The organism is Pseudomonas sp. R11F, assembly GCF_050312575.1.
GTDB lineage: Bacteria > Pseudomonadota > Gammaproteobacteria > Pseudomonadales > Pseudomonadaceae > Aquipseudomonas > Aquipseudomonas palleroniana.
Window position 1 is genome coordinate 51,512 of the sequence record NZ_JBNPJU010000057.1, and the last position, 22,231, is coordinate 73,742.

At 61.9% G+C, this 22,231-nt stretch carries 23 protein-coding genes and 1 riboswitch; of the genes, 17 read left to right on the forward strand and 6 right to left on the reverse strand.

The features are described from left to right. Nucleotides 1–6 precede the first annotated feature (6 nt). The 6 genes from ACQRBV_RS15825 to purM form a co-directional block, all read right to left on the reverse strand. The gene (locus ACQRBV_RS15825; RefSeq protein ID WP_411985167.1) at nucleotides 7–1,218 is read right to left on the reverse strand and encodes an MFS transporter; all 1,212 of its coding nucleotides are present in this window, start codon (nucleotides 1,216–1,218) and stop codon (nucleotides 7–9) included. Then, entirely contained in the window at nucleotides 1,208–3,136 is a 1,929-nt protein-coding gene (locus ACQRBV_RS15830; RefSeq protein WP_411985166.1) for an IucA/IucC family protein, read from the reverse strand. The genes ACQRBV_RS15825 and ACQRBV_RS15830 overlap by 11 nt, the downstream gene beginning before the upstream one ends. 207 nt (nucleotides 3,137–3,343) lie before the next feature. After that, a complete protein-coding gene (locus tag ACQRBV_RS15835) occupies nucleotides 3,344–3,532 on the reverse strand; it encodes a hypothetical protein (protein WP_060756097.1) in 189 nt (62 codons plus the stop codon). A gap of 264 nt (nucleotides 3,533–3,796) precedes the next feature. Further along, the gene (locus ACQRBV_RS15840) at nucleotides 3,797–4,510 is read right to left on the reverse strand and encodes a DUF3108 domain-containing protein (RefSeq protein WP_060756096.1); all 714 of its coding nucleotides are present in this window, start codon (nucleotides 4,508–4,510) and stop codon (nucleotides 3,797–3,799) included. An 8-nt stretch (nucleotides 4,511–4,518) separates the two neighbouring features. Further along, complete coding sequence (gene purN / locus ACQRBV_RS15845; RefSeq protein WP_060756095.1) at nucleotides 4,519–5,169, reverse strand: phosphoribosylglycinamide formyltransferase; 651 nt, start codon at nucleotides 5,167–5,169, stop codon at nucleotides 4,519–4,521. Further along, on the reverse strand, nucleotides 5,169–6,227 hold the full coding sequence (gene purM, locus ACQRBV_RS15850) for a phosphoribosylformylglycinamidine cyclo-ligase (RefSeq protein ID WP_060756094.1): 1,059 nt from the start codon (nucleotides 6,225–6,227) through the stop codon (nucleotides 5,169–5,171). Before purM ends, purN begins: the two co-directional genes overlap by 1 nt. Before the next feature lie 353 nt (nucleotides 6,228–6,580). Between purM and ACQRBV_RS15855 the strand changes: the two genes are divergently transcribed. The 17 genes from ACQRBV_RS15855 to ACQRBV_RS15935 all read left to right on the forward strand — a co-directional run bounded on the left by ACQRBV_RS15855 (nucleotide 6,581) and on the right by ACQRBV_RS15935 (nucleotide 22,107). Beyond that, nucleotides 6,581–7,621: a DUF2066 domain-containing protein gene (locus tag ACQRBV_RS15855; protein WP_060756093.1), complete on the forward strand. Its 1,041-nt coding sequence runs from the start codon at nucleotides 6,581–6,583 to the stop codon at nucleotides 7,619–7,621. A 55-nt stretch (nucleotides 7,622–7,676) separates the two neighbouring features. Next, the gene (locus ACQRBV_RS15860) at nucleotides 7,677–8,750 is read left to right on the forward strand and encodes an AI-2E family transporter (RefSeq protein WP_060756092.1); all 1,074 of its coding nucleotides are present in this window, start codon (nucleotides 7,677–7,679) and stop codon (nucleotides 8,748–8,750) included. Nucleotides 8,751–8,955: 205 nt separating this feature from the next. Beyond that, nucleotides 8,956–9,660 carry a DnaA regulatory inactivator Hda gene (hda, locus tag ACQRBV_RS15865; protein ID WP_017134884.1) on the forward strand — a complete coding sequence of 235 codons (705 nt, stop codon included), beginning with the start codon at nucleotides 8,956–8,958 and terminating at the stop codon, nucleotides 9,658–9,660. 213 nt (nucleotides 9,661–9,873) lie between these two features. Beyond that, nucleotides 9,874–10,503, forward strand: a complete 630-nt coding sequence (locus tag ACQRBV_RS15870) for a C40 family peptidase (protein ID WP_090369459.1) — start codon at nucleotides 9,874–9,876, stop codon at nucleotides 10,501–10,503. Nucleotides 10,504–10,648: 145 nt separating this feature from the next. Continuing rightward, nucleotides 10,649–11,185 carry a C40 family peptidase gene (locus ACQRBV_RS15875; protein WP_060756090.1) on the forward strand — a complete coding sequence of 179 codons (537 nt, stop codon included), beginning with the start codon at nucleotides 10,649–10,651 and terminating at the stop codon, nucleotides 11,183–11,185. Nucleotides 11,186–11,281: 96 nt separating this feature from the next. Continuing rightward, a riboswitch (cobalamin riboswitch) is annotated at nucleotides 11,282–11,529 on the forward strand. A gap of 79 nt (nucleotides 11,530–11,608) precedes the next feature. Next, nucleotides 11,609–12,220 carry a cob(I)yrinic acid a,c-diamide adenosyltransferase gene (cobO, locus tag ACQRBV_RS15880; protein ID WP_060756089.1) on the forward strand — a complete coding sequence of 204 codons (612 nt, stop codon included), beginning with the start codon at nucleotides 11,609–11,611 and terminating at the stop codon, nucleotides 12,218–12,220. Then, complete coding sequence (locus ACQRBV_RS15885) at nucleotides 12,217–13,536, forward strand: cobyrinate a,c-diamide synthase (protein ID WP_060756088.1); 1,320 nt, start codon at nucleotides 12,217–12,219, stop codon at nucleotides 13,534–13,536. Before cobO ends, ACQRBV_RS15885 begins: the two co-directional genes overlap by 4 nt. Further along, nucleotides 13,533–14,183 carry a 5,6-dimethylbenzimidazole synthase gene (gene bluB / locus ACQRBV_RS15890; protein ID WP_411985165.1) on the forward strand — a complete coding sequence of 217 codons (651 nt, stop codon included), beginning with the start codon at nucleotides 13,533–13,535 and terminating at the stop codon, nucleotides 14,181–14,183. Before ACQRBV_RS15885 ends, bluB begins: the two co-directional genes overlap by 4 nt. Beyond that, on the forward strand, nucleotides 14,180–15,088 hold the full coding sequence (gene cbiB / locus ACQRBV_RS15895; RefSeq protein ID WP_411985164.1) for an adenosylcobinamide-phosphate synthase CbiB: 909 nt from the start codon (nucleotides 14,180–14,182) through the stop codon (nucleotides 15,086–15,088). The genes bluB and cbiB overlap by 4 nt, the downstream gene beginning before the upstream one ends. Continuing rightward, nucleotides 15,081–16,070, forward strand: a complete 990-nt coding sequence (gene cobD / locus ACQRBV_RS15900; RefSeq protein WP_104994453.1) for a threonine-phosphate decarboxylase CobD — start codon at nucleotides 15,081–15,083, stop codon at nucleotides 16,068–16,070. Before cbiB ends, cobD begins: the two co-directional genes overlap by 8 nt. After that, nucleotides 16,067–17,533: a cobyric acid synthase gene (locus ACQRBV_RS15905; protein WP_411985163.1), complete on the forward strand. Its 1,467-nt coding sequence runs from the start codon at nucleotides 16,067–16,069 to the stop codon at nucleotides 17,531–17,533. The genes cobD and ACQRBV_RS15905 overlap by 4 nt, the downstream gene beginning before the upstream one ends. Then, the gene (cobU, locus tag ACQRBV_RS15910) at nucleotides 17,521–18,042 is read left to right on the forward strand and encodes a bifunctional adenosylcobinamide kinase/adenosylcobinamide-phosphate guanylyltransferase (RefSeq protein ID WP_411985162.1); all 522 of its coding nucleotides are present in this window, start codon (nucleotides 17,521–17,523) and stop codon (nucleotides 18,040–18,042) included. The genes ACQRBV_RS15905 and cobU overlap by 13 nt, the downstream gene beginning before the upstream one ends. Beyond that, nucleotides 18,039–19,094: a nicotinate-nucleotide--dimethylbenzimidazole phosphoribosyltransferase gene (cobT, locus tag ACQRBV_RS15915; RefSeq protein ID WP_411985161.1), complete on the forward strand. Its 1,056-nt coding sequence runs from the start codon at nucleotides 18,039–18,041 to the stop codon at nucleotides 19,092–19,094. Before cobU ends, cobT begins: the two co-directional genes overlap by 4 nt. After that, nucleotides 19,091–19,666: an alpha-ribazole phosphatase family protein gene (gene cobC, locus ACQRBV_RS15920; protein WP_244385347.1), complete on the forward strand. Its 576-nt coding sequence runs from the start codon at nucleotides 19,091–19,093 to the stop codon at nucleotides 19,664–19,666. The genes cobT and cobC overlap by 4 nt, the downstream gene beginning before the upstream one ends. Before the next feature lie 2 nt (nucleotides 19,667–19,668). After that, entirely contained in the window at nucleotides 19,669–20,397 is a 729-nt protein-coding gene (locus tag ACQRBV_RS15925) for an adenosylcobinamide-GDP ribazoletransferase (RefSeq protein WP_411985160.1), read from the forward strand. Nucleotides 20,398–20,439: 42 nt separating this feature from the next. Then, nucleotides 20,440–20,844 carry a MarR family winged helix-turn-helix transcriptional regulator gene (locus ACQRBV_RS15930; RefSeq protein ID WP_060756079.1) on the forward strand — a complete coding sequence of 135 codons (405 nt, stop codon included), beginning with the start codon at nucleotides 20,440–20,442 and terminating at the stop codon, nucleotides 20,842–20,844. 54 nt (nucleotides 20,845–20,898) lie between these two features. Then, entirely contained in the window at nucleotides 20,899–22,107 is a 1,209-nt protein-coding gene (locus tag ACQRBV_RS15935) for an MFS transporter (RefSeq protein WP_060756078.1), read from the forward strand. Nucleotides 22,108–22,231: the final 124 nt, after the last annotated feature.

Genomic DNA, 22,231 nt, shown 5'->3' on the forward strand with positions numbered 1-22,231 from the left:
TGCCTTTCAATTATTAGAAGTATTGACAGAAAAAACGGATATCACGGGTGTGCGGGTGTACGAGCGGATGGCGCGGATACCCAGGGCAGCCAGGGCGTAGGTGAGCGCGACCAGCCAGAAGCTGTGGGCCAGGCCGACCATTCCCATGCCGATGCCGCCCAGCAAGGCGCCGCACAGGGCACCCGCCTTGGCGGCGCTGTTACCCAGGCCCAGGGCAAAACCTTGTTGCGCGGGCGCGACGGTGTTGGCGATCAATGTGTAGGCAACCGGCAACAGCGCGCCTTGCCACAGGCCCCAGAGCAACCGGCTGGCGAGGAAGCCGAACCATTCGCTGGCGATTGCGGTGCACGCGAGGGTCAAGGCACAGGCCCATGTGACCCATTCGATAATGCGCAGCGTGTATGCCGGTGGGTGCCGGTCAAACAGGCGGCCCCACAGGGGCGCCGACAGCGCCAGGGTCAATGCGCTGGCGGCATAGCTGGCACCAATCAACCAGGCCGGTGCGTGCAAGACATCGGCGACGTACAAGGCATAAAACGGCTGGGGCATCATCTTGGCGGCCTGGATCAGCACGATGATCCCCAGCATCGCCCCAAGCCAGCCTTTGGGCAGGGCGGTGGGCGTGGACTTGTGTTTCGAGCGCACGCGCCGGGTATCGCCGGGCAAGAACAGGCTGACCACCGCACACGACAGGCAGACGGCCGTGGCGCTGTAGCAGAGCAGGGCGAACCCCGAGACATCCATCAGCCAGCCGCCCAATACAGGACCGGCCAATGAACCCACGGCGGTCGCCGACTGCAGGCGCGCCATGATGTGACCGCGCCCGCTGTCGCCACAGCAGGCCAATGCGTAGGCTTGAGCCGCCGCGATAAAGCCGGCCAGCGCGCCCTGCGCCACGCGGATGGCCACCAACAGCCAGGGATCGAAGATGATGGCGGCCAGCGCCTGGCAGGCCGCCAGTGCGAGCAGGGCCCGAATGATCATGGGCTTGTGGCCGGTACGGTCACCCAGGCGCCCCCACAGGGGCGTCAGGATCATCGCCGCCATCATTGGCCCGGCATACACCAGCGACGAAAGCAGGCCGGTGTAGTGGGCATTGGCGTCGCCGAGCAACTTCTGGATCTGCAGGGGCCAGAAGGGGCCACTCATTTCCATCGCCCCCATCGATACCAGCTGGATCACTACCAGCAGCCGCAGCGCTGTGCTGTTAGTGGGCATGTGTGTCGGCACTCAGCGGGTTCGGCAGGCGCCCGACGATATCCGCGTGGCTCTCCAGCAAACGCATGCGCATGAAGGACTTGGCCGGCCATGCCTGCTCCAGCAGCGCTTTGCGTTCGGTTTCCCAGCGTTGGGGGGCGACGACGTCGCGCAATTGGTCAAAGCACTGGCTGACTTGGGCCGCCAGTTCGTTCCAGAGCAGCGCCTGGGGCATATCGAAATAACGTGCGCTGAGCAGCACCAGTTCGCCCAAGTGGCACATGAAGACGGTGTGCAACAGTTTGTCGCGTACAAAGCCCGCATCGTCGTACAGGGTCATCTTGGGATCATGCAGCTCGATGTCCAGGCCTTGGGCGTGCAAGGTCTGGCGGTCGATGCGGATATCGCCGAAATCACGCAGTAGCAGACGGCTCAACTGCCCGTCCGCAGCCATGACCATGAAGGAGTTCTGCTGGTGGGCCTCGAATGCGACGCCATAGCGCAGGTACATGCCGAGCAGGGCTGGCACGGCGATTGAGGCGTAGTCGCGAAAGAACCCGAGCATGGCGTCGGCGTCGTCCCGGCCTTTGCTCAGGCATACCCACTGCCTCAGCAGTGGCTGCCCGTGTTGGTCGATGGCAAACAGGCTGCCTACCGGAATGGCCAGCTCCCCCGGTTGAAGCTGACTCAGGGGGTTGTCACGGTAGAGCACGGCCAGATGGCGGGAATGTTCGTCATTGGCTGGTTGAGGCTTGAAATGCACACCGATCCGCTCGGGCACGATGCTCAGCACTTTTTGAATCGCGGGCTCGCGTGCCAGGATCGTCAGCAGCAACTGGCTGATGCGCGGGCCCATGCGCGCCGAACGCGGCGACACCGTGCGCTGTACGCTGGTCAGGCGCAGCGAAACAGGAAGCTTGACCATAGGGGCGTCAGCCCGGCCTTCAGGCAAGACCGTCCGGAATGACATGGTGGGGTGGGCGGTGAACGCGACGATATTGGTCAGCACCAGCAGACGGTCACCTATCTCGTTGGCGAACAATTGGGGAAGCTCCTGGCGAGCTTGCCAAGGGTGGGCGGGCAGCGGCAGATAGTCGCTGGCTTCAAGGCCCTGGGCGGTGAGTTCGGCCACCAGTTGTTGCGCCGCGTGGGGAAACTGGGTTTGCCACCACTGCCAGTAATCCGCGGTACCCGCCAGCGTTTCGACGTGGGCGTACTGGCGGTGCAACGCACAGAGGATGACCGGGAAACGCGCTTCGAACTCGGGTGAGAAATCAATCACTTGATCGGTGCCCAGGCCCAGTTTGGTTTTGTAGTTGGGGTGCCAGGGGTGACCCAGCGTGCCCCACTGTTCAAGCACGGAAGTCGGGTTGGTAGCGCTGGGCTCGTCCTTGAGGTAGCGCAGCAGGTTGGCCTGATGGGCCGCGCTCATCGCGGCGTGCAGCCTGAGGCTCCATTGCTCGTGAAACGCCAGGCACAGCGTGTCGTTGACGAAACTGTCGTCGATCTCGGTATTGAGGCGGTTCAGAACCTGCGGGTCGGCAGGCGTCTCGAGGGCGTCGTTAAGCAGCGTCAGCAACTGCGAGGGGAATTGGATCTTCTGGTCCGCCAGATTGACTTGGCAAAGCGTGATCGGGCCACGCAGGTCCCAACTGGCCATGCGACCTGGGCGCAGGTGCTCGAAATGCAGATGGGCGTTATCGGACAGTGGTAGCCGGCAGTGACCTTGCTGGTCATAGGTGAGTGCGTTGGAGTCCAGCAGCCCTTCACGAAACAGGGCCTGGATCAGGCGTTGAAAGCTGCGTTGTGCTGCGGGTACGAGGGTGTCGATCAGTGTGTCGAGAGTTATACGATGAGCCAGAAATTGCGGAGTAGACAGGGCTTCCCCCCAGCGTTTAAGCAATGATTGCTCCGGTGCAATGCTGTATTCATTCGACATGATGAACTCCCTTTGGTCATGTGGCGGCTGAAAAGTGCGCGAATATTATCGAGAATCATTACCAGTTGTCTATTTGTTGCTGCATACAACTGAATCGTTTATGCGCGATGCCGATGACCAAAACGAAAAACCCCGCTCGAGGGCGGGGTTTTTGGGCGGTAGGGGCCTCAGCTGCGTGGGCTGGGGGCCTACTCGAATTTCAGAGTTTCAGGAGCTTTGTGCCTGGCGTTTCATTTCGAGAATTTCGAGCTCGTTTTTATAATTGTTGGCATCGCTCTCGTTGTGAAACATACCGACCAATACGTCTTGCTGATGGACATCCCAGATGTGAATCCCGTGAGCTACCGCTTCGTGGGACATATGTTCGTCGTCGCGTTCAGTTACTTTTACAGTCATCTGCTTGCTCCAATCTCTGGTTGATCTGCGGCAAGTCGTCGCAGGCCTTTGTTATATGTTTTGTTAGCTTGCTAAGTAAACTGATTTTGCGCGCAACAATTACTTGCAGAAACGGCAACAGTCCTGCAGGCCGCGCAAATAGCGACATTGCGTCGCAGAGGCTGGAGTTTTATGACAGAAGTTTCATGTTGGCATCCGCCGATTGGCTAATGGACAGGCGAAAAAAAGCCCCGCATTCGCGAGGCTCTTCGTCTTGTCGTTCGGTCAGTTGCCTTTGACAGGCTTGCCGTCAACGGTGCCGTCCAACAGCATGATGTTGTATTCCTTGCCGTCGGTTTCGACCTGGCGCAGGGCAACCAGGATGCCGCCCCAGTCCTTGGCGAACCACATTTGGGTGATGCGTTTGGTCTGCGACGGATCGCGCACGCGCTCAACCTTGATTGCATCAATCGAGCCGGCCTTGGTCTGGACTTTTTCCGGGCCAATCACGCGGAAGTCGTAGGTGTCGGTGTCGGTGCCCTCAGCCACGCGGTAGCTCATGCTTTTTTTGCCGGCAGCCACATCGCGTTGCAAGGCCAACTGATAGGTCGACTTGTCGAGCATGCCGCTTTCGAGGGTGACGTTGACCGGGTCTTTGTTTTCGAAGCCGGTGATCTTGTTGGTCGAGTAGTCGAAGTCCAGGTTGATCTTCTTCGCCTTGCCCAGGCCGCCGCGTTCGAAGGTGTAGCTCTTGGGTTGCAGAGCGTCCTTCTCAACCTTGATCACGCTGGTTTCGGTGAGGCTGGCGATCATCATGGACGCCTTGAAGTTCAAGGTCCACGTGCCATCGCTGTTGTGGGTCAGGCTGCGTTCAGCCGAACCACTCATGGGCAACTGTTTCCAGTCGGCGGTGTAGCTGGCGGAGAAAGGGTGTAAATCTGCTGCTTGCACGGCTGGCAAAGCAAACAGCGCAAAAGCGAAGAGCAAGGCGCGACGCATAAAATCTCCTAGGTTCGAATCAAGTGGCCGCTGGCCGCGAGTAACTGGCCGTCCAATAATGCACCCTGCGCACCAAGAATCAACCGACCCTCGGCAAACCAGCGAACTGCCAGCGGGTAAATCTTGTGTTCCTGGGCGTGAACCCGTTGCGCAAGCGTCTGCGCTGAGTCTGTCGACTCTACCGGAACCACTGCCTGTACGACCAGAGGTCCGCCATCGAGTTCCTCGGTAACGAAGTGCACGCTGCAGCCATGCTCGGTGTCGCCGGCGTCGAGCGCACGCTGATGGGTGTGCATGCCTTTGTACTTGGGCAGCAGGGAAGGGTGGATATTGAGCAGGCGCCCTTCATAGTGGCGCACGAAGCCAGCGCTGAGAATGCGCATGAAGCCGGCAAGGACCACGAGTTTGGGGTTGAAGGCGTCGATGAGTTCGATCAAGGCGCTGTCGAAGGCTTCGCGGCCGTCGAAAGCCTTGTGATCCAGGTCTCGGGTTTCAATGCCCGCGTCCCTGGCGCGTTGCAGGCCGTAGGCGTCGCTGCGGTTGGAAATCACCGCAGCGATGCGCACCGGGCTGTCGCCGGTGCGCGTGCTGTCGATCAGGGCCTGCAAGTTACTGCCGGTGCCGGAAAGCAGCACCACGACATCACAGGTCTGAGACATCAATGGGCCTTGAGGTTCTTCAGTTCAACCTGAGCCGCGCCTTCCGGGGCGGTTGCGATCTGGCCGATGACCCAAGGCTGCTCGCCGGCTTCGCGCAGTACGTTCAGCGCGGTTTCAACCTGGTCCTGCGCCACGCAGATGACCATGCCGACGCCGCAGTTCAGCACGCGGTGCATCTCGGTTTCGTCGACGTTGCCCTTTTCTTGCAGCCAGTCGAATACCGCAGGACGCTGCCAGCTGGCCACGTCGACGATCGCCTGAGCGCCTTTTGGCAGAACGCGTGGAATGTTGTCCAGCAGGCCGCCGCCGGTGATGTGCGCCATGGCCTTGACGGCGCCGGTGTCCTTGATCAGTTTGAGCAGTGGCTTGACGTAGATGCGCGTCGGGGCCATCAGCAGATCGGTCAGTGGCTTGCCGTCGAGCTGGGTGTTTTCGATGTCGGCGCCGGACACTTCGATGATCTTGCGGATCAGCGAGTAACCGTTGGAGTGCGGGCCGGACGATGGCAGTGCCAGCAGGGCGTCACCGGCGGCGACTTTGGAGCCGTCGATGATCTCGGCTTTTTCCACGACGCCAACGCAGAAGCCGGCCAGGTCGTAGTCTTCGCCTTCGTACATGCCTGGCATTTCAGCGGTTTCGCCGCCGACCAGGGAGCAACCCGACAGTTCGCAACCGGCGCCGATACCGGTGACCACTTGCGCAGCGGTGTCCACGTTCAGCTTGCCGGTGGCGTAGTAGTCGAGGAAGAACAGGGGCTCGGCACCGCAGACCACCAGGTCGTTGACGCACATGGCAACCAGGTCGATGCCGATGCTGTCGTGCTTGTTCAGGTTCAGTGCCAGGCGCAGCTTGGTGCCCACGCCGTCGGTGCCGGAGACCAGCACAGGCTGCTTGTAGCCGGCCGGGATTTCGCAGAGGGCACCAAAACCGCCCAGGCCGCCCATGACTTCAGGGCGCGCAGTGCGCTTGGCGACGCTCTTGATGCGTTCGACCAATGCTTCACCGGCGTCGATGTCTACACCGGCGTCCTTGTAGCTCAGGGAGGGTTGCTTGCTCATGATCCAGGCCTTTAGGGGGGATTCAGGGGTAACGACCGAGCGGCCAGGGGCTTTTGGTAAAAGGCCCAGCCATTGACGGTCTGCGAAGGCGCGCGATTTTATCAGGCTTGAGGGGCAGCGGCCATCCTCGCGCCGACGGGCAGGGCTATAAAGGTTAAAAAACGCGGTTAAAAATGCTAATCGCCGCTCTCGTCGTGTGTATTAAGGTATAGCCTTAACCCGCTATCGTTATGACAGTACGAAAACTTGCCGGGCTCCTGTGAATGTTTTGTCGGTCGGTGTGGTCACAGCCTTGCCGAGCCGAGTTCAGGCGGCCCGTTCTACCCGTTAATTTTGTCGTTCGGGAATCTTCCATGCGTTTGTGTAAATTCTTTTTTGCAGGCTGTTTGTCGTTGGTCAGCCTGGCGAGTCATGCCGAAACCCTCAATGGCCTCTATCAAGTACTTGAACCTGTCAGCAGCCAGTCGCCCCAAGAGCGTGACCAGGCGACCCAGCGCGCCGTGCAGACCCTGGTGATCCGCCTGACCGGCGACGCCAAGGCCGCCGATGGCCCGGGCCTGGCGGCGATTCGCAAAGACCCGCAGCAGATCATTACCCAGTACGGCTACGACGCCGGCCCGCCGGAAAGCCTGCAGGTGGATTTCGACCCGGTCAGCACCGATCGCGCGTTGCGACAGGCGGGCCTGGCAATCTGGGGCAGCAACCGGCCGTCGATTCTCGGCTGGTGGCTCAATGATTCCACGGACGGCAGCAGTCTGGTCGGCGATGGTCAAGCCGTTGCCCAGGCCCTGCGCCGGGCCGCGCAGCATCGTGGCTTGCCGTTGCGTCTGCCGCTGGGCGACCTGGATGAGCAGGTGGTCGCCACCGCTCCCAATCTTGAAAGCGCGGATGCCACGCCACTGCGCGCAGCCTCCGAGCGTTACGGCGCCGATGCATTGCTGGCGGTGCACGCCCGCCAGGATGGCAATCAGTGGCAGGCCAAATGGCGCCTGTGGCTGGGTGACAAAAGCGAGCAGGGCACCGCCCAGGGGGCCGATACCGGAGCGGTAGCCGATGCCGTCATGTTGGCCGTCAGCGAAAAGCTGGCGCCACGGTTTGCCGTCAAGCCCGGTGTCAGTACCGAGCAGTTGCTGGAAGTGCAGGGCATGAACCTGGAGCGCTACGCAGCCCTGGGCCATCTTCTGGAGCCCTTTGGGGGCCAGCCGCTGCTCGTGGATGGCAGCCGTATTGTGTATCGAGTCAATGGCAGTGCCGATCAACTGCGTACTCAGTTGAGCCTGGCCAAGTTGCAGGAAGTGCCTGCCGGTCAGGCGCCGGCCCAGCAGCCGGTGGCAGATGGCTCCCAGGCGCCCGCAACTCCCGAGCCGCAGGCGCAACTACGTTTTCATTGGTAAATAATCGTCCTTCTTCTATATAGAGGAAGGCAGTCACTGACAGATGGAGTGGTGTATGGCGGATACGCGTCGTTGGGTGTGGCTTGGCGGGATTGTCCTGCTATGCGTTTTTGTATTCCTGCTGCATTCGATCCTGACGCCGTTCCTGGTCGCGTTGCTGCTCGCTTACCTGTTCGATCCCGTGGTGGATCGCCTGGAGAAAGTCGGCATGTCACGCACTTGGGGTGTGGTGACGGTGTTTGTCCTGTTTACCTTGATCATCACCACACTGGTGCTGGTGCTGGTGCCGATGCTGGCCAAGCAGTTGTTTCGCTTGTATGAACTGGCGCCGCAAATGCTCGACTGGTTGCAGCACACGGCGATGCCGTGGGCCCAGGCCAAGTTGGGGCTGGCGGATGGCTTCTGGAAGTTCGACAAGGTCAAGGCGGCAATCAGTGAGCATATGGGGCAGACCACCGATATTGTCGGTGCGGTGCTCAGCCAGGCCACGGCCTCCAGCCTTGCTCTGATTGGTTGGCTGACCAACCTGGTGCTGATCCCGGTGGTGGCGTTTTACTTGCTGCGCGACTGGGACATCATGATGGCCAAGATCCGCAGCCTGCTGCCGCGTGATCGTGAGGAACGCATTGTATCCCTGGCGAACGAGTGCCATGAGGTGCTTGGCGCGTTCGTGCGCGGTCAGTTGTTGGTGATGCTCGCGCTCGGAATCATCTACGCGGCAGGTTTGATGGCGATTGGTCTGGAGCTCGGCCTGTTGATCGGCTTGATCGCCGGGTTGGCGGCTATCGTGCCGTACATGGGGTTTGTGATCGGGATTGGTTCGGCGCTGGTGGCAGGGCTGTTCCAGTTTGGCGGTGACTTGTACCCGATGCTGGGGATTGTCGCGGTGTTCATGGTGGGTCAGGCGTTGGAAGGCATGGTGTTGACGCCATTGCTGGTAGGCGACCGGATCGGCCTGCATCCGGTGGCGGTGATCTTCGCGATCCTGGCGGGCGGTGAGCTGTTCGGCTTCACCGGCATCCTGCTGGCGCTGCCGGTGGCGGCGGTGATCATGGTGCTGGTGCGTCATGTGCACGATCTATACAAGGATTCCGATGTGTACACGGGGGTCGAAGATCCTGAGCTGTAACCTCTACATGACAAACCCGGCCTTGGCCGGGTTTGTCATTTCTGGGAGGCAGGGTGTCAAACAATTTGCGCAAACAGCCCCAGGCTGACGCAAACCTTTGATTTTGCTTGTTGTCTGCTGCATTGTGCGCCTGGCGTCACGGGTATAAACTTTGCAAACTTTACACAGAGGCCACTCACGGTTCGTTTGGAGCCGTTCAGTCAGCATGAAACCGATTCAGCTGCCCCTAGGGGTGCGTCTGCGTGATGACGCCACCTTTATCAACTACTACCCAGGCGCCAATGCCGCTGCACTCGGCTATGTCGAGCGGCTCTGCGAAGCCGACGCCGGGTGGACTGAAAGCCTGATCTATCTGTGGGGCAAGCACGGCGTGGGGCGTACTCACCTGTTGCAGGCCGCGTGCCTGCGTTTCGAGCAGATGGGGGAGCCGGCGGTGTACCTGCCGTTGGCTGAGTTGATGGACCGTGGTATCGGGATCTTCGACCATCTTGAGCAGTACGAGCTGGTGTGTCTGGATGATCTGCAAGCGATCGCCGGCAAGGCGGACTGGGAAGAGGCGTTGTTTCACCTGTTCAACCGCTTGCGCGACAGTGGTCGGCGCTTGTTGATTGCCGCCTCTACATCGCCGCGTGAATTGCCGGTCAAGCTGGCCGACCTTAAATCACGCCTGACCCTGGCGCTGATTTTCCAGATGCGCCCCTTGTCCGACGAAGACAAGCTGCGGGCCTTGCAACTGCGTGCATCCCGTCGCGGCCTGCACCTCACCGACGAAGTCGGGCACTTCATCCTCACTCGTGGCACCCGCAGCATGAGCGCGTTGTTCGATTTGCTCGAACAGCTCGATCAAGCCTCTTTGCAAGCCCAGCGCAAGCTGACCATCCCCTTCCTCAAAGAAACCCTTGGCTGGTAGCCAGCCCAGTCATTTCGGTGCTTTCGGCATATTTCAGGCGCCAGAAAACCTGCGTCTTGGCCACTTTGGCCGCGCAAAAGGCAGGTATGGGGTGTTAAGGGCTTAGATGTCATGGTCAAAACAAGAAGTCACATAGAGCACGATTGAATTTGCAAATCGATGTGATAGAAGGCATAGTCTCGACTTCTTTACACATCAGCCACGGTCGTGCCCATGCTAAATCGCTTCGCACCCCTCGTGCCCCTCGCACTTGTTACCCTGTTGTTTGGTTGCGCCTCCCACCCTCAACAAGTGGCTGAGCAGCACAAAACCCAACAGCAGTCCCAGGCAAAATTCGTTGCTTCCCAGTCTTCGACTGTCTATGAAGAAGAAGTGGCAACCGAAAAGGAACTGGCCGACTTCGCCGGCAACAAGCCTTACCAGCTCCCAGTTCTGGCCGACAGCATTCTTGAACGCGGCATGTCCCTGATCGGTACCCGTTACCGTTTCGGTGGTACCTCTGAAGCCGGTTTCGATTGCAGCGGCTTCATCGGCTATCTGTTTCGTGAAGAAGCCGGCATGAACCTGCCACGCTCGACGCGCGAAATGATCAACGTGAATGCACCGTTGGTCGCACGCAACAACCTCAAGCCGGGTGATCTGCTTTTCTTTAGCACAGCGGGTCGTGGTCGTGTCAGCCACGCCGGTATCTACTTGGGCGATAACCAGTTTATTCACTCCAGCAGCCGTCGCAGCGGTGGTGTTCGCGTCGACAGCCTGGGTGACAGCTACTGGAGCAAAACCTTCATCGAAGCCAAGCGCGCACTCGCGATGGCCCCGACTACGGTTACCGCTAGCAAGTAAAGTTAAAGTGATACTTGAAGTTTGACGTGTAAGCGCTAGAATCCCTGGATATTGTTGGAATCCGTTCGCGCAAGCTTTGCTTGCGCGTTCTGGTTTTCAGCGTTCGGCAGCGAAAAGCCGCATCCAGACCAGGATTGTTCTGCCCATGTCGACCTCAGCCCGCCTCATTCTGCTTGTTTGTGCCGCGCTCCTCAGCGCCTGCGCAAGCCGCCCACCACCCGCTCCAGTGGCCGTCAAGCCCAAGCCGGTGTTCAATTACTCCACGCAGAGTTTCTCGCCAGCTGCCGAAGACGTGCTCTTCCGTGCGCTGGGCCTGGTCGGCACGCCTTATCGTTGGGGTGGCAATACGCCGGATTCCGGGTTTGATTGCAGTGGCCTGATCGGTTTTGTCTACCGTGATGCGGCGGGCATCTCGTTGCCGCGTACCACCCGCGAATTGATCGTGATGCGTGCGCAGAATGTCAGTGAGGAAAACCTGCAAACCGGTGACTTGCTGTTTTTCGCCACGGGCGGCGGTTCGCAGGTCAGCCATGCCGGTATCTACGTGGGTGAGGGGCGTTTTGTACACGCCCCACAGACTGGCGGTACAGTGAAGCTGGATACGTTGGCCAAAGCGTATTGGCAAAATGCTTACTTGAGTGCCAAGCGCGTGCTGCCGGCAAACCTGGCTCGTAATCCATAAACACCGCCCAACGCTGCAACAAGCGGGTGCAATGCCCGCTTGCCGCTTTGGCTTGTCCGGCCAGCTTTAATTGACGCTCCACCCCCAACCCACTAACCTTCGCGGCTTGTTTCAGGTGCTCTGTGACCTAGGGGTCGACAGGGTGAAACAGGGAAGCCGGTGAGTGAGCGCGCTTGTACACAGTGCTGCCGCGATCCCGGCGCTGCCCCCGCAACGGTAAATGAGTCAAGACGCTGCCTTTTGCCACTGTATCGCCCCGCGATATGGGAAGGCGCAACGTCGGCTTGCTCTTTTGTAGAGCGCCACTCATGAGCCCGGAGACCGGCCTGAAACATCCAACAGCATCACGGTGGGCGATGCTTGGCTGTCTGTTTGGTCTTTTTTCTGCCCGCCGTTTTTGTTCAGCCCCAACGGAGAGCTGCCATGACTGATTCCCCTGACCGCGATGAACGCCACCTGGCGCGCATGTTGCGCAAAAAAGCCGTCATCGATGAGCGGATTGCCAACTCCCCCAACGAATGCGGATTGCTGCTGGTGCTGACCGGCAACGGCAAAGGCAAAAGCAGTTCGGCGTTCGGCATGCTCGCTCGCGCCATGGGCCACGGCATGCAATGCGGTGTGGTGCAGTTCATCAAGGGGCGTAACAGCACTGGTGAGGAATTGTTCTTCCGCCGCTTCCCCGAACAAGTGCGTTTTCATGTGATGGGCGAAGGCTTTACCTGGGAAACCCAGGACCGTCAGCGCGACATCGCCGCTGCCGAGGCTGCCTGGGCGGTTTCCCGCGCAATGCTGCAAGACCCGAGCATTGGCCTGGTGGTGCTGGATGAGTTGAACATTGCCCTCAAGCACGGCTACCTCGACCTGGATCAGGTACTGAGCGACCTGCAAGCCCGCCCGCCGATGCAGCACGTGGTCGTGACGGGGCGCGGTGCCAAGCCTGAACTGATCGAAATGGGCGACACCGTCACCGAAATGGGCATGCTCAAGCACGCGTTCCAGGCCGGTATCAAGGCACAGAAGGGCGTCGAACTTTGAACCAGCCCCGTCATTGCCCAGCCGTGTTGATTGCCGCACCGGCGTCCGGCCAGGGCAAAACCACCGTCACCGCCGCGCTCGCCCGTTTGCACCGCAACCTGGGGCGCAAGGTACGCGTGTTCAAGTGCGGGCCGGACTTTCTCGACCCGATGATCCACGAGCGTGCCAGCGGTGCGCCGGTCTATCAGTTGGACATGTGGATGGTCGGCGAGCAGGAAAGTCGTCGTCTACTGTGGGAAGCTGCGGGGGAGGCCGACCTGATCCTGATCGAAGGCGTGATGGGCCTGTTCGACGGCACCCCGTCCAGCGCCGACCTGGCCCGTCACTTCGGCGTGCCTGTCCTGGGCGTGATCGACGGCACCGCCATGGCTCAGACCTTTGGTGCCCTGGCCTTGGGCCTAGCGCGTTACCAGCCGGACTTGCCGTTCGCCGGCGTGCTGGCCAACCGCGTGGGAACCCTGCGCCATGCGCAACTGCTTGAAGGAAGTCTCACTGAGGGCCTGCGCTGGTACGGCGCACTCTCCCGGGAAACCGGGATCGAGTTGCCCAGCCGTCACCTGGGGCTGGTGCAAGCCAGCGAATTGAATGACCTGGATGTACGCCTGGATGCTGCCGCCCAGGCCCTGGGCAGCAGCTGCGAGGTGGCTCTGCCGCCGCCGGTGAGCTTTGCCGCCCCGGAGCTGATCGAGGCCGAACCGCTGCTCGCCGGCGTACGTATTGCCGTGGCGCGCGACGAAGCGTTCGCCTTCACCTATGGCGCCAGCCTTGACGTGCTGCGGGCGATGGGCGCCGAGCTACGCTTCTTTTCGCCGATTCACGATCGTGAATTGCCTGACGTCGACAGCCTCTACTTGCCCGGCGGTTACCCGGAGCTGCACCACCGCGCGCTGTCGGACAACACACCGATGCTCGACGCCATCCGCGCCCACCACGCTGCCGGCAAGCCTTTGCTCGCCGAATGCGGCGGGATGCTCTACCTGCTGGACTCGCTCACGGACGTTGAGGGCACCCGCGCCGAACTGGTCGGCCTGCTGCAGGGTGACGCAGTGATGCAAAAGAAACTCGCCGCCCTGGCCCTGCAAAGTGTCGACTTGCCGGAGGGGGTGCTGCGCGGCCACACCTATCACCATTCCCTGACCAGCACCCAGTGGCAGCCGATTGCCCGAGGCTTGAGCCCCAATGGTGGGCGCGGCGCCGAAGCGGTTTATCGTCAGGGGCGGATGACCGCTTCGTACGTACACTTCTACTTTCCGTCCAACCCCCAAGCCGTTGCCGCGCTGTTTGCGCCCGATGTCGAGGTCGCAACCACACCATGAGTGACAACGCTTTCCCCCAGGCCGATCGCGACGCGGTCTACCGCGTTATCGCCGAACGTCGCGACATGCGTCACTTCAGCGGCGGCACGGTCGCCCCTGAGTTGTTGCACCGCTTGCTCCAGGCCGCGCACCAGGCGCCCAGTGTCGGGCTGATGCAACCTTGGCGGTTTATCCGCATCAGCGACCGCTCCCTGCGTGGGCAGATTCAACAACTGGTGGAGGACGAACGCGTGCGCACCGCCGAGGCCCTCGGTGAGCGCTCCGACGAATTCATGAAGCTCAAGGTCGAAGGCATCCACGACTGCGCCGAAGTCTTGGTGGCAGCGTTGATGGATGACCGCGAGCGGCATATTTTCGGGCGGCGCACCTTGCCGGAAATGGACATGGCGTCGCTGTCCTGCGCGATCCAGAACCTGTGGCTGGCGGCCCGCGTCGAAGGTTTGGGCATGGGTTGGGTCTCGCTGTTCGAGCCCCGAGCCCTGGCCGAACTGCTGGGCCTGCCGCCCGGTGCGAAACCCTTGGCGGTGCTGTGCCTGGGGCCGGTGACCGAGTTCTACCCGGCGCCGATGTTGCAGCTCGAAGGCTGGACCGAACCACGGCCGCTGAGTGACATGCTGTATGAAAATGTGTGGGGAGTGAGTCAATGAGTGTGGCCTTGCTGTGTGTCGCCGCGGTGGCGCTGGATGCGTTGCTGGGCGAGCCCAGGCGTTGGCATCCGCTGGTGGCGTTCGGCAATTTCGCCGGGCGCATCGAGCAGCGCTTCAATACCGGTGGCCGTGGCTGGCGCAGCCATGGCGTGACCGCGTGGTGTCTCGCAGTGGTGCCGCTGACCGTGCTGGCCACGGCGTTGTCCTGGGCGCCCTACATGGGTTGGGTGCTGGAGATTCTCGCGTTGTACTGTGCACTGGGCATGCGCAGCCTTGGCGAGCATGTGATGCCGGTGGCCCAGGCGTTGCGCAGTGATGACCTGGAACAGGCGCGTACACGTGTGAGTTACCTAGTGAGCCGTCAGACCAGTGAGCTGGACTCCACCGCAGTCGCCCGCGCCGCCACCGAGTCGGTGCTGGAAAACGGCAGTGACGCGGTGTTCGCCGCGTTGTTCTGGTTCGTGGTGGCCGGTGTGCCGGGCGTGGTGCTCTACCGTTTGAGCAATACCCTGGATGCCATGTGGGGCTATCGCAACGAACGCTTCGAGCGCTTCGGCTGGGCGGCCGCCAAGATCGATGATGTACTCAACTATATTCCTGCACGCCTGGTGGCGTTGACTTACGCCGTGCTGGGCAAGACCCGCCTGGCGCTGAAATGCTGGCGCACCCAGGGCCGAACCTGGGACAGCCCCAATGCGGGGCCCGTGATGGCGGCCGGTGCGGGGGCATTGGGTGTCGAGTTGGGCGGCGCGGCGATTTATCACGGCGAGTTGCACCAGCGTCCACCGTTGGGCGAAGGCCCGGCGGCCGATGCCGATTCCATCGAGCGTGCCTGGCAACTGGTGCAGCGCGGCGTATGGTTATGGCTGCTGATTCTCTGCGCGGGGGCGCAATTCTATGCTTGAGCACGGTGGTCGGCTGCGTAAGGCAGCGATTCAGTACGGAATTGCCGAAGCCGATTGGCTCGACCTGTCCAGTGGCCTGGCGCCCTGGCCGTGGCCGATCCCGGAGATCCCGTTGCGGGCCTGGGCGCGGTTGCCGGAAACCGATGATGGCCTGGAAGCGGCGGCCAGTGAGTACTACGGCACCACGCATGTCCTGCCGGTGGCGGGTTCCCAGGCGGCAATCCAATTGCTGCCGCGCCTGCGTCGTACCGGTAAGGTCGGCGTGCTGTCGCCGTGTTATGCCGAGCACGCCGAAGCCTGGCGCCGCGCCGGGTATGTGGTGCGCGAGGTGCAGGAGCAGGAAGTCGACTTTTTCCTGGATGCCCTCGACGTGTTGGTGGTGGTCAATCCGAACAATCCCACCGGCCTGAGCCTGGCCCCGCAACGCCTGCTGGACTGGCATTCACGCCTGGCCCAGCGCGGCGGTTGGCTAGTGGTGGACGAAGCGTTCATGGACGTTACCCCGCAACTGAGCCTGGCGGGGCAGGCCGATCAGGTTGGCCTGATTGTGTTGCGCTCGTTCGGCAAGTTCTTTGGCCTGGCCGGTGTGCGCCTGGGCTTCGTACTGGCCGAACGCAAGTTGCTCAAGTTGTTGGCCGAGCAACTTGGCCCCTGGACGGTCAGCGGGCCGACACGCGTGCTGGGCCAGGTGTGCCTGCGTGACAGCGCCGGGCACGCGCGTCAGCGTCAACGGTGCATCGACGCCGGCCGACGTTTGTATGAGCTGCTTGAGCGTCATGGTTTTCAGCCGCACGGCGGCTGCGCGTTGTTCCAGTGGTTGATCACACCGCACGCCGAACGCCTGCATGCGTTCATGGCTCATCGCGGTATCTTGTTGCGCCTGTTTGTCCACGACAGCAGCCTGCGTTTCGGCCTGCCTGACACCGAGGCGGATTGGCTGCGACTCGATGCTGCCCTGACGGCCTACAAGGAAGCCGCATGAGTACGCTGATGGTGCAAGGCACCACCTCCGATGCCGGGAAAAGTACGCTGGTGACCGCGCTATGCCGCTGGCTGGTACGCCAGGGCGTGGCGGTGGCACCCTTCAAACCACAGAACATGGCGCTCAACAGCGCGGTGACGGCCGAAGGCGGCGAGATCGGTCGTGCCCAGGCAGTGCAGGCCCAGGCCGCCCACCTGGCACCGCACACGGACATGAACCCGGTGCTGCTCAAACCCAATAGCGACACCGGCTCCCAAGTGATCATCCAGGGTCGCGCCGTGACCAGCATGAATGCAGTGGCCTATCACGACTACAAAGCCATCGCGATGCAAGCGGTGCTGGCCTCTCACGCACGGTTGAGCGCCGCCTACCCGGTGGTGATGGTGGAAGGCGCCGGCTCCCCGGCGGAGATCAACCTGCGGGCGAATGACATCGCCAACATGGGCTTTGCCGAAGCTGTGGATTGCCCGGTGCTGTTGATCGCCGACATCAACCGCGGCGGTGTGTTCGCCCATCTGGTCGGCACCCTGGAACTGCTGTCGCCCACCGAGCAGGCCCGGGTCAAGGGTTTTGTCATCAACCGTTTTCGCGGCGACATCGCGTTGTTGCAGCCCGGGCTGGATTGGCTGGAAGCGCGCACCGGCAAGCCGGTCGTGGGCGTGCTGCCCTACGTGATGGACCTGCACCTGGAAGCCGAGGATGGCATTGATTCGCGCCAGATCGACAAGGCGGCCCAAGTGCTCAAGGTGGTGGTGCCGGTATTGCCGCGCATCAGCAACCATACGGATTTCGACCCCCTGCGCCTGCACCCTCAGGTGGACTTGCAATTTGTCGGGCCGGGCCAGCCGATCCCGGCGGCCGACCTGATCATCCTGCCGGGCTCCAAAAGCGTGCGTAGCGACCTGGCGTATCTGCGCGCCAATGGCTGGGACACTGCCGTGGCCCGGCATCTGCGCTACGGCGGCAAGGTGTTGGGGATTTGCGGCGGTCTGCAGATGCTCGGCGAGCAGGTGCATGACCCGCTCGGGCTGGAAGGGCCGTCCGGGTCCAGCGAGGGCTTGGGGCTGTTGGCGTTCAGCACGACGCTGGCAGCCGAGAAGCAATTGCGCAACGTGCGTGGGCGCTTGTTGCTGGAAGATGTCGAGGTCAGTGGTTATGAAATTCATGCGGGGGTGACGTCCGGCGATGCGCTGTCGAAAGCGGCCGTGTTGCTGGACGATGGTCGTCATGACGGTGCCCAGAGTGCGGACGGGCAGATTCTCGGCACCTATCTGCATGGCCTGTTCGAGACGCCCGCCGCGTGCAGTGCCTTGCTGCGCTGGGCCGGTCTGGTCGACGTGCAAGCCGTGGATTACCACGCCCTGCGCGAGCGCGATATCGAGCGTCTGGCGGATCTGGTGGAGCAGCACCTGGATACCGATTTATTGCGCACTTTATGTGGAGTGGCAGCATGCACCAACTGATTATCGGCGGTGCCCGTTCCGGCAAAAGCCGCCTTGCTGAAAAGCTCGCCACCGACAGCCGATTGTCCGTCATCTATATCGCCACCAGCCAGCCGCTGGATGGTGAAATGAGCGAGCGCGTCGCCCAGCATCGCCAGCGGCGGCCCGTGCACTGGGGTTTGATCGAGGAGCCTGTCGAACTGGCGCGGGTGTTGCGCGAAAACGCCGCGCCCGGGCGCTGCCTGTTGGTGGATTGCCTGACGCTGTGGCTCACCAACCTGTTGATGCTCGAAGATGCCGAGCGCCTGGTGCATGAGCGCGAACAGTTGCTGGAAACCCTGGCGTCTCTGCCGGGGGAAATCATTTTTGTCAGCAACGAGACCGGTCTGGGTGTCGTGCCGCTGGGCGAATTGACTCGCCGCTATGTGGATGAAGCCGGTTGGCTGCATCAAGCCTTGGCCGAGCGGTGTCAGCGCGTTGTCCTGACGGTTGCCGGCTTGCCCCTGACGTTGAAAGGTACTGCGTTATGACTGACACCTGGTGGCTCAACCCCTGCAAGGCCGTCGATGCCTCTGCGCATGAACAAGCGCTGGCACGCCAGCAGCAATTGACCAAGCCGGCCGGTTCCCTCGGCCAATTGGAGGCTGTGGCGGTGCAGTTGGCCGGCCTGCAAGGCCAGCTCAAACCCTCGGTGGATCACGTGTGGATCGCGATCTTCGCCGGTGACCATGGCGTGGTAGCCGAAGGCGTGTCGGCGTTCCCGCAGGCAGTGACCGGGCAGATGTTGCATAACTTCGTCACCGGCGGCGCGGCAATCAGCGTGCTGGCGCGGCAGTTGGATGCGCAGCTGGAAGTGATCGACCTCGGCACCGTGACGCCCTCGCTGAATTTGCCCGGCGTGCGCCACCTGAACATTGGTGCGGGCACGGCCAATTTCGTCAGCGGCCCGGCGATGACTCAAGCGCAAGGGCGCCTGGCCCTGCAAGCGGGTCGTGACAGCGCCCGGCGTGCCTTGGAAGGCGGTGCACAATTGTTTATCGGCGGCGAAATGGGCATCGGCAATACCACCGCCGCCAGCGCTTTGGCGTGTGCCTTGCTCGATTGCCGGGTGAGTGACCTGACAGGCCCGGGCACCGGTCTGAATGCCCAGGGGGTCAGCCATAAAGTCGCCGTCATCGAGCGTGCACTCGCATTGCATGCCGATCAGCGTGACGATTCATTGCAGACCCTGTTCAACCTCGGCGGGTTTGAAATTGCAGCGTTGGTCGGTGCCTATCTGGCCTGTGCCCAGGAGGGCGTGGCGGTGCTGGTGGATGGGTTTATCTGCACGGTTGCCGCATTGGTCGCCACGCGCCTGAACCCGGCGTGCCGGGAGTGGCTGGTGTTCGGCCATGGGGGGGCGGAGCCGGGCCATCGGCCGGTGCTGCAAAGCCTCGCGGCACAACCGTTGCTGGCGCTGGGTCTGCGCTTGGGCGAAGGCAGCGGCGCGGCGCTGGCGGTGCCGTTGTTGCGACTGGCTTGCGCGCTGCATGGGCAGATGGCGACCTTCGCCGAAGCGGCTGTGGCAGACCGCCCGGCATGACCTTGTACCTGGACCTGCTGCGCCACGGCGAAACCGAGTTGGGCGGTGGCCTGCGCGGTAGCCTGGACGACGCGCTGACCGCCAAGGGCTGGGAGCAGATGCGCTGCGCCGTGGTGGAGCGGGGGCCGTGGGATCGGTTGATCAGCTCACCGCTGCAGCGTTGCGCGCTGTTCGCTCAGGAGCTGGGCGCACGCCTCAATCTGCCGGTGAGTCTGGAAAAGGATCTGCAAGAGTTGCACTTCGGCGCCTGGGAAGGGCAGAGCGCGGCGGCGCTGATGCAAACCGATGCCGAAGGGCTGGGCCTGTTCTGGGCCGACCCGTACCGCTTCACGCCGCCTGAGGGCGAGCCGGTCAGCGACTTTTCCAAGCGGGTGCTCGGCGCCGTCTCACGCTTGCATCAGGCGTATGCCGGCGAGCGCGTATTGCTGATCAGCCATGGTGGTGTGATGCGCCTGCTGCTGGCGCAGGCGCGCGGTTTGCCTCGGGAACAGTTGCTGAACGTCGAAGTCGGCCACGCTGGATTGTTCAGCCTGCACGTGGCGGCCGATGGCGTGTTGACGGAAGGAGCCTGACGATGCTGCCGTTCTGGATCGCTTTGCAATTTCTGAGCAGCCTGCCGATTCGTTTGCCAGGCATGCCGCAGCCTCAGGAGCTGGGGCGTTCGCTGCTGTTTTATCCATTGGTGGGCTTACTGTTCGGGTTGCTGTTGTGGGGCCTGAATATCGCGCTGATGGGCGCGCCGCTGTTATTGCACGCCGCGCTTTTGCTGACGGCCTGGGTGTTGCTCAGTGGCGGCTTGCATCTGGACGGCCTGGCCGACAGCGCAGATGCCTGGCTCGGTGGCTTCGGCGACCGCGAGCGCACGCTGGCCATCATGAAAGATCCACGCAGCGGCCCGATTGCCGTGGTGACGCTGGGTCTGGTGCTGATGCTCAAGTTCACCGCCTTGGTGGCCTTGATTGAGCAGCGCAATGGCGTGGCGCTGATTCTCGCGCCGTTGATCGGGCGGGCTTCGATGCTGGCGTTGTTCCTGACCACGCGTTATGTGCGTGCCGGCGGTCTGGGGCAGGCGCTGGCGGATCATTTACCGCGGATCGTCGGCCAGCAAGTACTTATCCTGAGTGGCTTGGCCTGCCTGCTGATCGGCGGCTTCAGCGGCGGCGTAGCCGTTTTAATCGCTGCGCTGAGCTTTTTCGGCTTGCGCCAATTGATGGTCAACCGGCTGGGCGGCACCACTGGCGACACCGCCGGGGCGCTGCTGGAGCTACTGGAAATGACCGTTCTGATCGCGCTGGTGCTGTAACACTTTCTTGCATTTTCTTAATCCCGGGTATATACACGCTCTATGCTTGCCTCCCAGTGTTTATGCACCAACCTGCGACGTGCCGCCCGTGGCGTCAGCAGGCATTACGACGGCGCTCTCGACGGCTTCGGGATCAACGTCGCCCAGTATTCTCTGCTGTGTAACCTGCAACGTCTCGACCAGCCGAGTATTTCCAGCCTGGCCGAGGCCATGGGGCTGGATCGCAGCACCTTGGGGCGCAATCTCCGAGTGCTGGAAGGGGAAGGGCTGGTGCAGTTGGTCGAGGGCGATGACCTGCGCAACCGCCTGGTGCTGCTGACTGCGGCGGGTGAGGAACGACTGGCCGCCGCCTTGCCGGCCTGGGAGGCGGCGCAGCAGAAACTGATCGATCGACTGGGTGCGCAAAAACGCGAAACCTTGTTGGCCTTGCTGGACGAACTCGCTTGAAAGCGAGTTTGTTCGAATACAAGCGGGTATATACCCGCGAGCGGAGAATAAGAAATGACCACGATGTGGCGCACTAGTGGCTGGGTTTTGTTGGGGAGTGCGCTGATCCTGGCGTTGTCCCTGGGCGTACGGCATGGCTTCGGCCTGTTCCTGGGGCCGATGAGCACCGAATTCGGCTGGGGGCGTGAGACGTTCGCCTTCGCTATCGCCCTGCAAAACCTGATCTGGGGCATTGCGCAACCCTTTACCGGGGCCTTGGCCGACCGTTTTGGCGCGACGAAGGCGGTGTTTGTCGGTGGCGTGTTATACGCCGTCGGCCTGGTACTGATGGGCATGTCCGATTCGGCGTGGTCGTTGTCCCTGAGTGCGGGGTTGTTGATCGGTATCGGGCTGTCGGGCACTTCGTTCTCGGTGATTCTGGGGGTGGTGGGACGCGCCGTGCCACCGGAAAAACGCAGTATGGCCATGGGCATTGCGAGCGCCGCAGGTTCCTTTGGCCAATTCGCCATGGTGCCGGGCACCTTGGGTTTGATCGGCTGGCTGGGCTGGTCGGCCGCCTTGCTGACGCTGGGCATGATGGTGGCGTTGATCCTGCCGCTGGTCGCGATGCTCAAGGACAAACCGCTGCCCACCCTGGCCGGCCAGCAAACGATGCGCGAAGCCTTGAGTGAAGCCTGCTCCCATTCCGGCTTCTGGCTGCTGGCCTTCGGCTTCTTTGTCTGTGGGTTCCAGGTGGTCTTTATCGGCGTGCACCTGCCGGCCTATCTGGTGGATCAGCACTTGCCGGCGACCGTAGGCACCACGGTGCTGGCGCTGATTGGCCTGTTCAACGTGTTTGGCACCTACACCGCCGGTTGGCTCGGTGGGCGCATGTCCAAGCCGCGCTTGCTCACTGGGTTGTATTTGCTGCGTGCGGTGGTCATCGTGCTGTTCCTGTGGGCGCCGGTGACTCAGGTCACGGCTTACCTGTTTGGCATGGCCATGGGCTTCCTGTGGTTGTCGACCGTGCCGCTGACCAATGGCACGGTAGCGACGCTATTTGGTGTGCGAAATCTGTCGATGCTCGGCGGGATTGTGTTCCTGTTCCATCAGCTCGGTTCGTTCCTCGGTGGCTGGTTGGGCGGCGTGGTCTATGATCGGACGGGCAACTACGATTTGATCTGGCAGGTGGCTATCCTGTTGAGCCTGCTCGCTGCGGCCCTGAACTGGCCGGTCCGTGAACGGCCGGTGGCGCGGCTGGAAGCACAAATGGGGACAGCATGAGTGTAACGGCGCGGTGTTTGGCAGTGGCGGCAGGTGTATTCCTGCTGTTGCTGGCCTGGTGGGGCTGGCAGAACGGCGGCTTGGCGTTGATGCAGTTAGGCATGGCGATCTGTTAAGTCTGAAC

Bases quoted from the DNA above. Each gene is read 5' to 3' on its own strand.
- cobT (WP_411985161.1), top strand. From the start codon at position 18,039: ATGACTGACACCTGGTGGCTCAACCCCTGCAAGGCCGTCGATGCCTCT.
- purN (WP_060756095.1), bottom strand. From the start codon at position 5,169: ATGTCTCAGACCTGTGATGTCGTGGTGCTGCTTTCCGGCACCGGCAGT.
- ACQRBV_RS15830 (WP_411985166.1), bottom strand. From the start codon at position 3,136: ATGTCGAATGAATACAGCATTGCACCGGAGCAATCATTGCTTAAACGC.
- ACQRBV_RS15935 (WP_060756078.1), top strand. From the start codon at position 20,899: ATGACCACGATGTGGCGCACTAGTGGCTGGGTTTTGTTGGGGAGTGCG.
- bluB (WP_411985165.1), top strand. From the start codon at position 13,533: ATGAGTGACAACGCTTTCCCCCAGGCCGATCGCGACGCGGTCTACCGC.
- ACQRBV_RS15925 (WP_411985160.1), top strand. From the start codon at position 19,669: ATGCTGCCGTTCTGGATCGCTTTGCAATTTCTGAGCAGCCTGCCGATT.
- cobD (WP_104994453.1), top strand. From the start codon at position 15,081: ATGCTTGAGCACGGTGGTCGGCTGCGTAAGGCAGCGATTCAGTACGGA.
- ACQRBV_RS15870 (WP_090369459.1), top strand. From the start codon at position 9,874: ATGCTAAATCGCTTCGCACCCCTCGTGCCCCTCGCACTTGTTACCCTG.
- ACQRBV_RS15825 (WP_411985167.1), bottom strand. From the start codon at position 1,218: ATGCCCACTAACAGCACAGCGCTGCGGCTGCTGGTAGTGATCCAGCTG.
- ACQRBV_RS15930 (WP_060756079.1), top strand. From the start codon at position 20,440: ATGCTTGCCTCCCAGTGTTTATGCACCAACCTGCGACGTGCCGCCCGT.
- ACQRBV_RS15840 (WP_060756096.1), bottom strand. From the start codon at position 4,510: ATGCGTCGCGCCTTGCTCTTCGCTTTTGCGCTGTTTGCTTTGCCAGCC.
- cobO (WP_060756089.1), top strand. From the start codon at position 11,609: ATGACTGATTCCCCTGACCGCGATGAACGCCACCTGGCGCGCATGTTG.
- ACQRBV_RS15905 (WP_411985163.1), top strand. From the start codon at position 16,067: ATGAGTACGCTGATGGTGCAAGGCACCACCTCCGATGCCGGGAAAAGT.
- cbiB (WP_411985164.1), top strand. From the start codon at position 14,180: ATGAGTGTGGCCTTGCTGTGTGTCGCCGCGGTGGCGCTGGATGCGTTG.
- ACQRBV_RS15875 (WP_060756090.1), top strand. From the start codon at position 10,649: ATGTCGACCTCAGCCCGCCTCATTCTGCTTGTTTGTGCCGCGCTCCTC.
- cobC (WP_244385347.1), top strand. From the start codon at position 19,091: ATGACCTTGTACCTGGACCTGCTGCGCCACGGCGAAACCGAGTTGGGC.
- purM (WP_060756094.1), bottom strand. From the start codon at position 6,227: ATGAGCAAGCAACCCTCCCTGAGCTACAAGGACGCCGGTGTAGACATC.
- ACQRBV_RS15855 (WP_060756093.1), top strand. From the start codon at position 6,581: ATGCGTTTGTGTAAATTCTTTTTTGCAGGCTGTTTGTCGTTGGTCAGC.
- cobU (WP_411985162.1), top strand. From the start codon at position 17,521: ATGCACCAACTGATTATCGGCGGTGCCCGTTCCGGCAAAAGCCGCCTT.
- ACQRBV_RS15835 (WP_060756097.1), bottom strand. From the start codon at position 3,532: ATGACTGTAAAAGTAACTGAACGCGACGACGAACATATGTCCCACGAA.
- hda (WP_017134884.1), top strand. From the start codon at position 8,956: ATGAAACCGATTCAGCTGCCCCTAGGGGTGCGTCTGCGTGATGACGCC.
- ACQRBV_RS15860 (WP_060756092.1), top strand. From the start codon at position 7,677: ATGGCGGATACGCGTCGTTGGGTGTGGCTTGGCGGGATTGTCCTGCTA.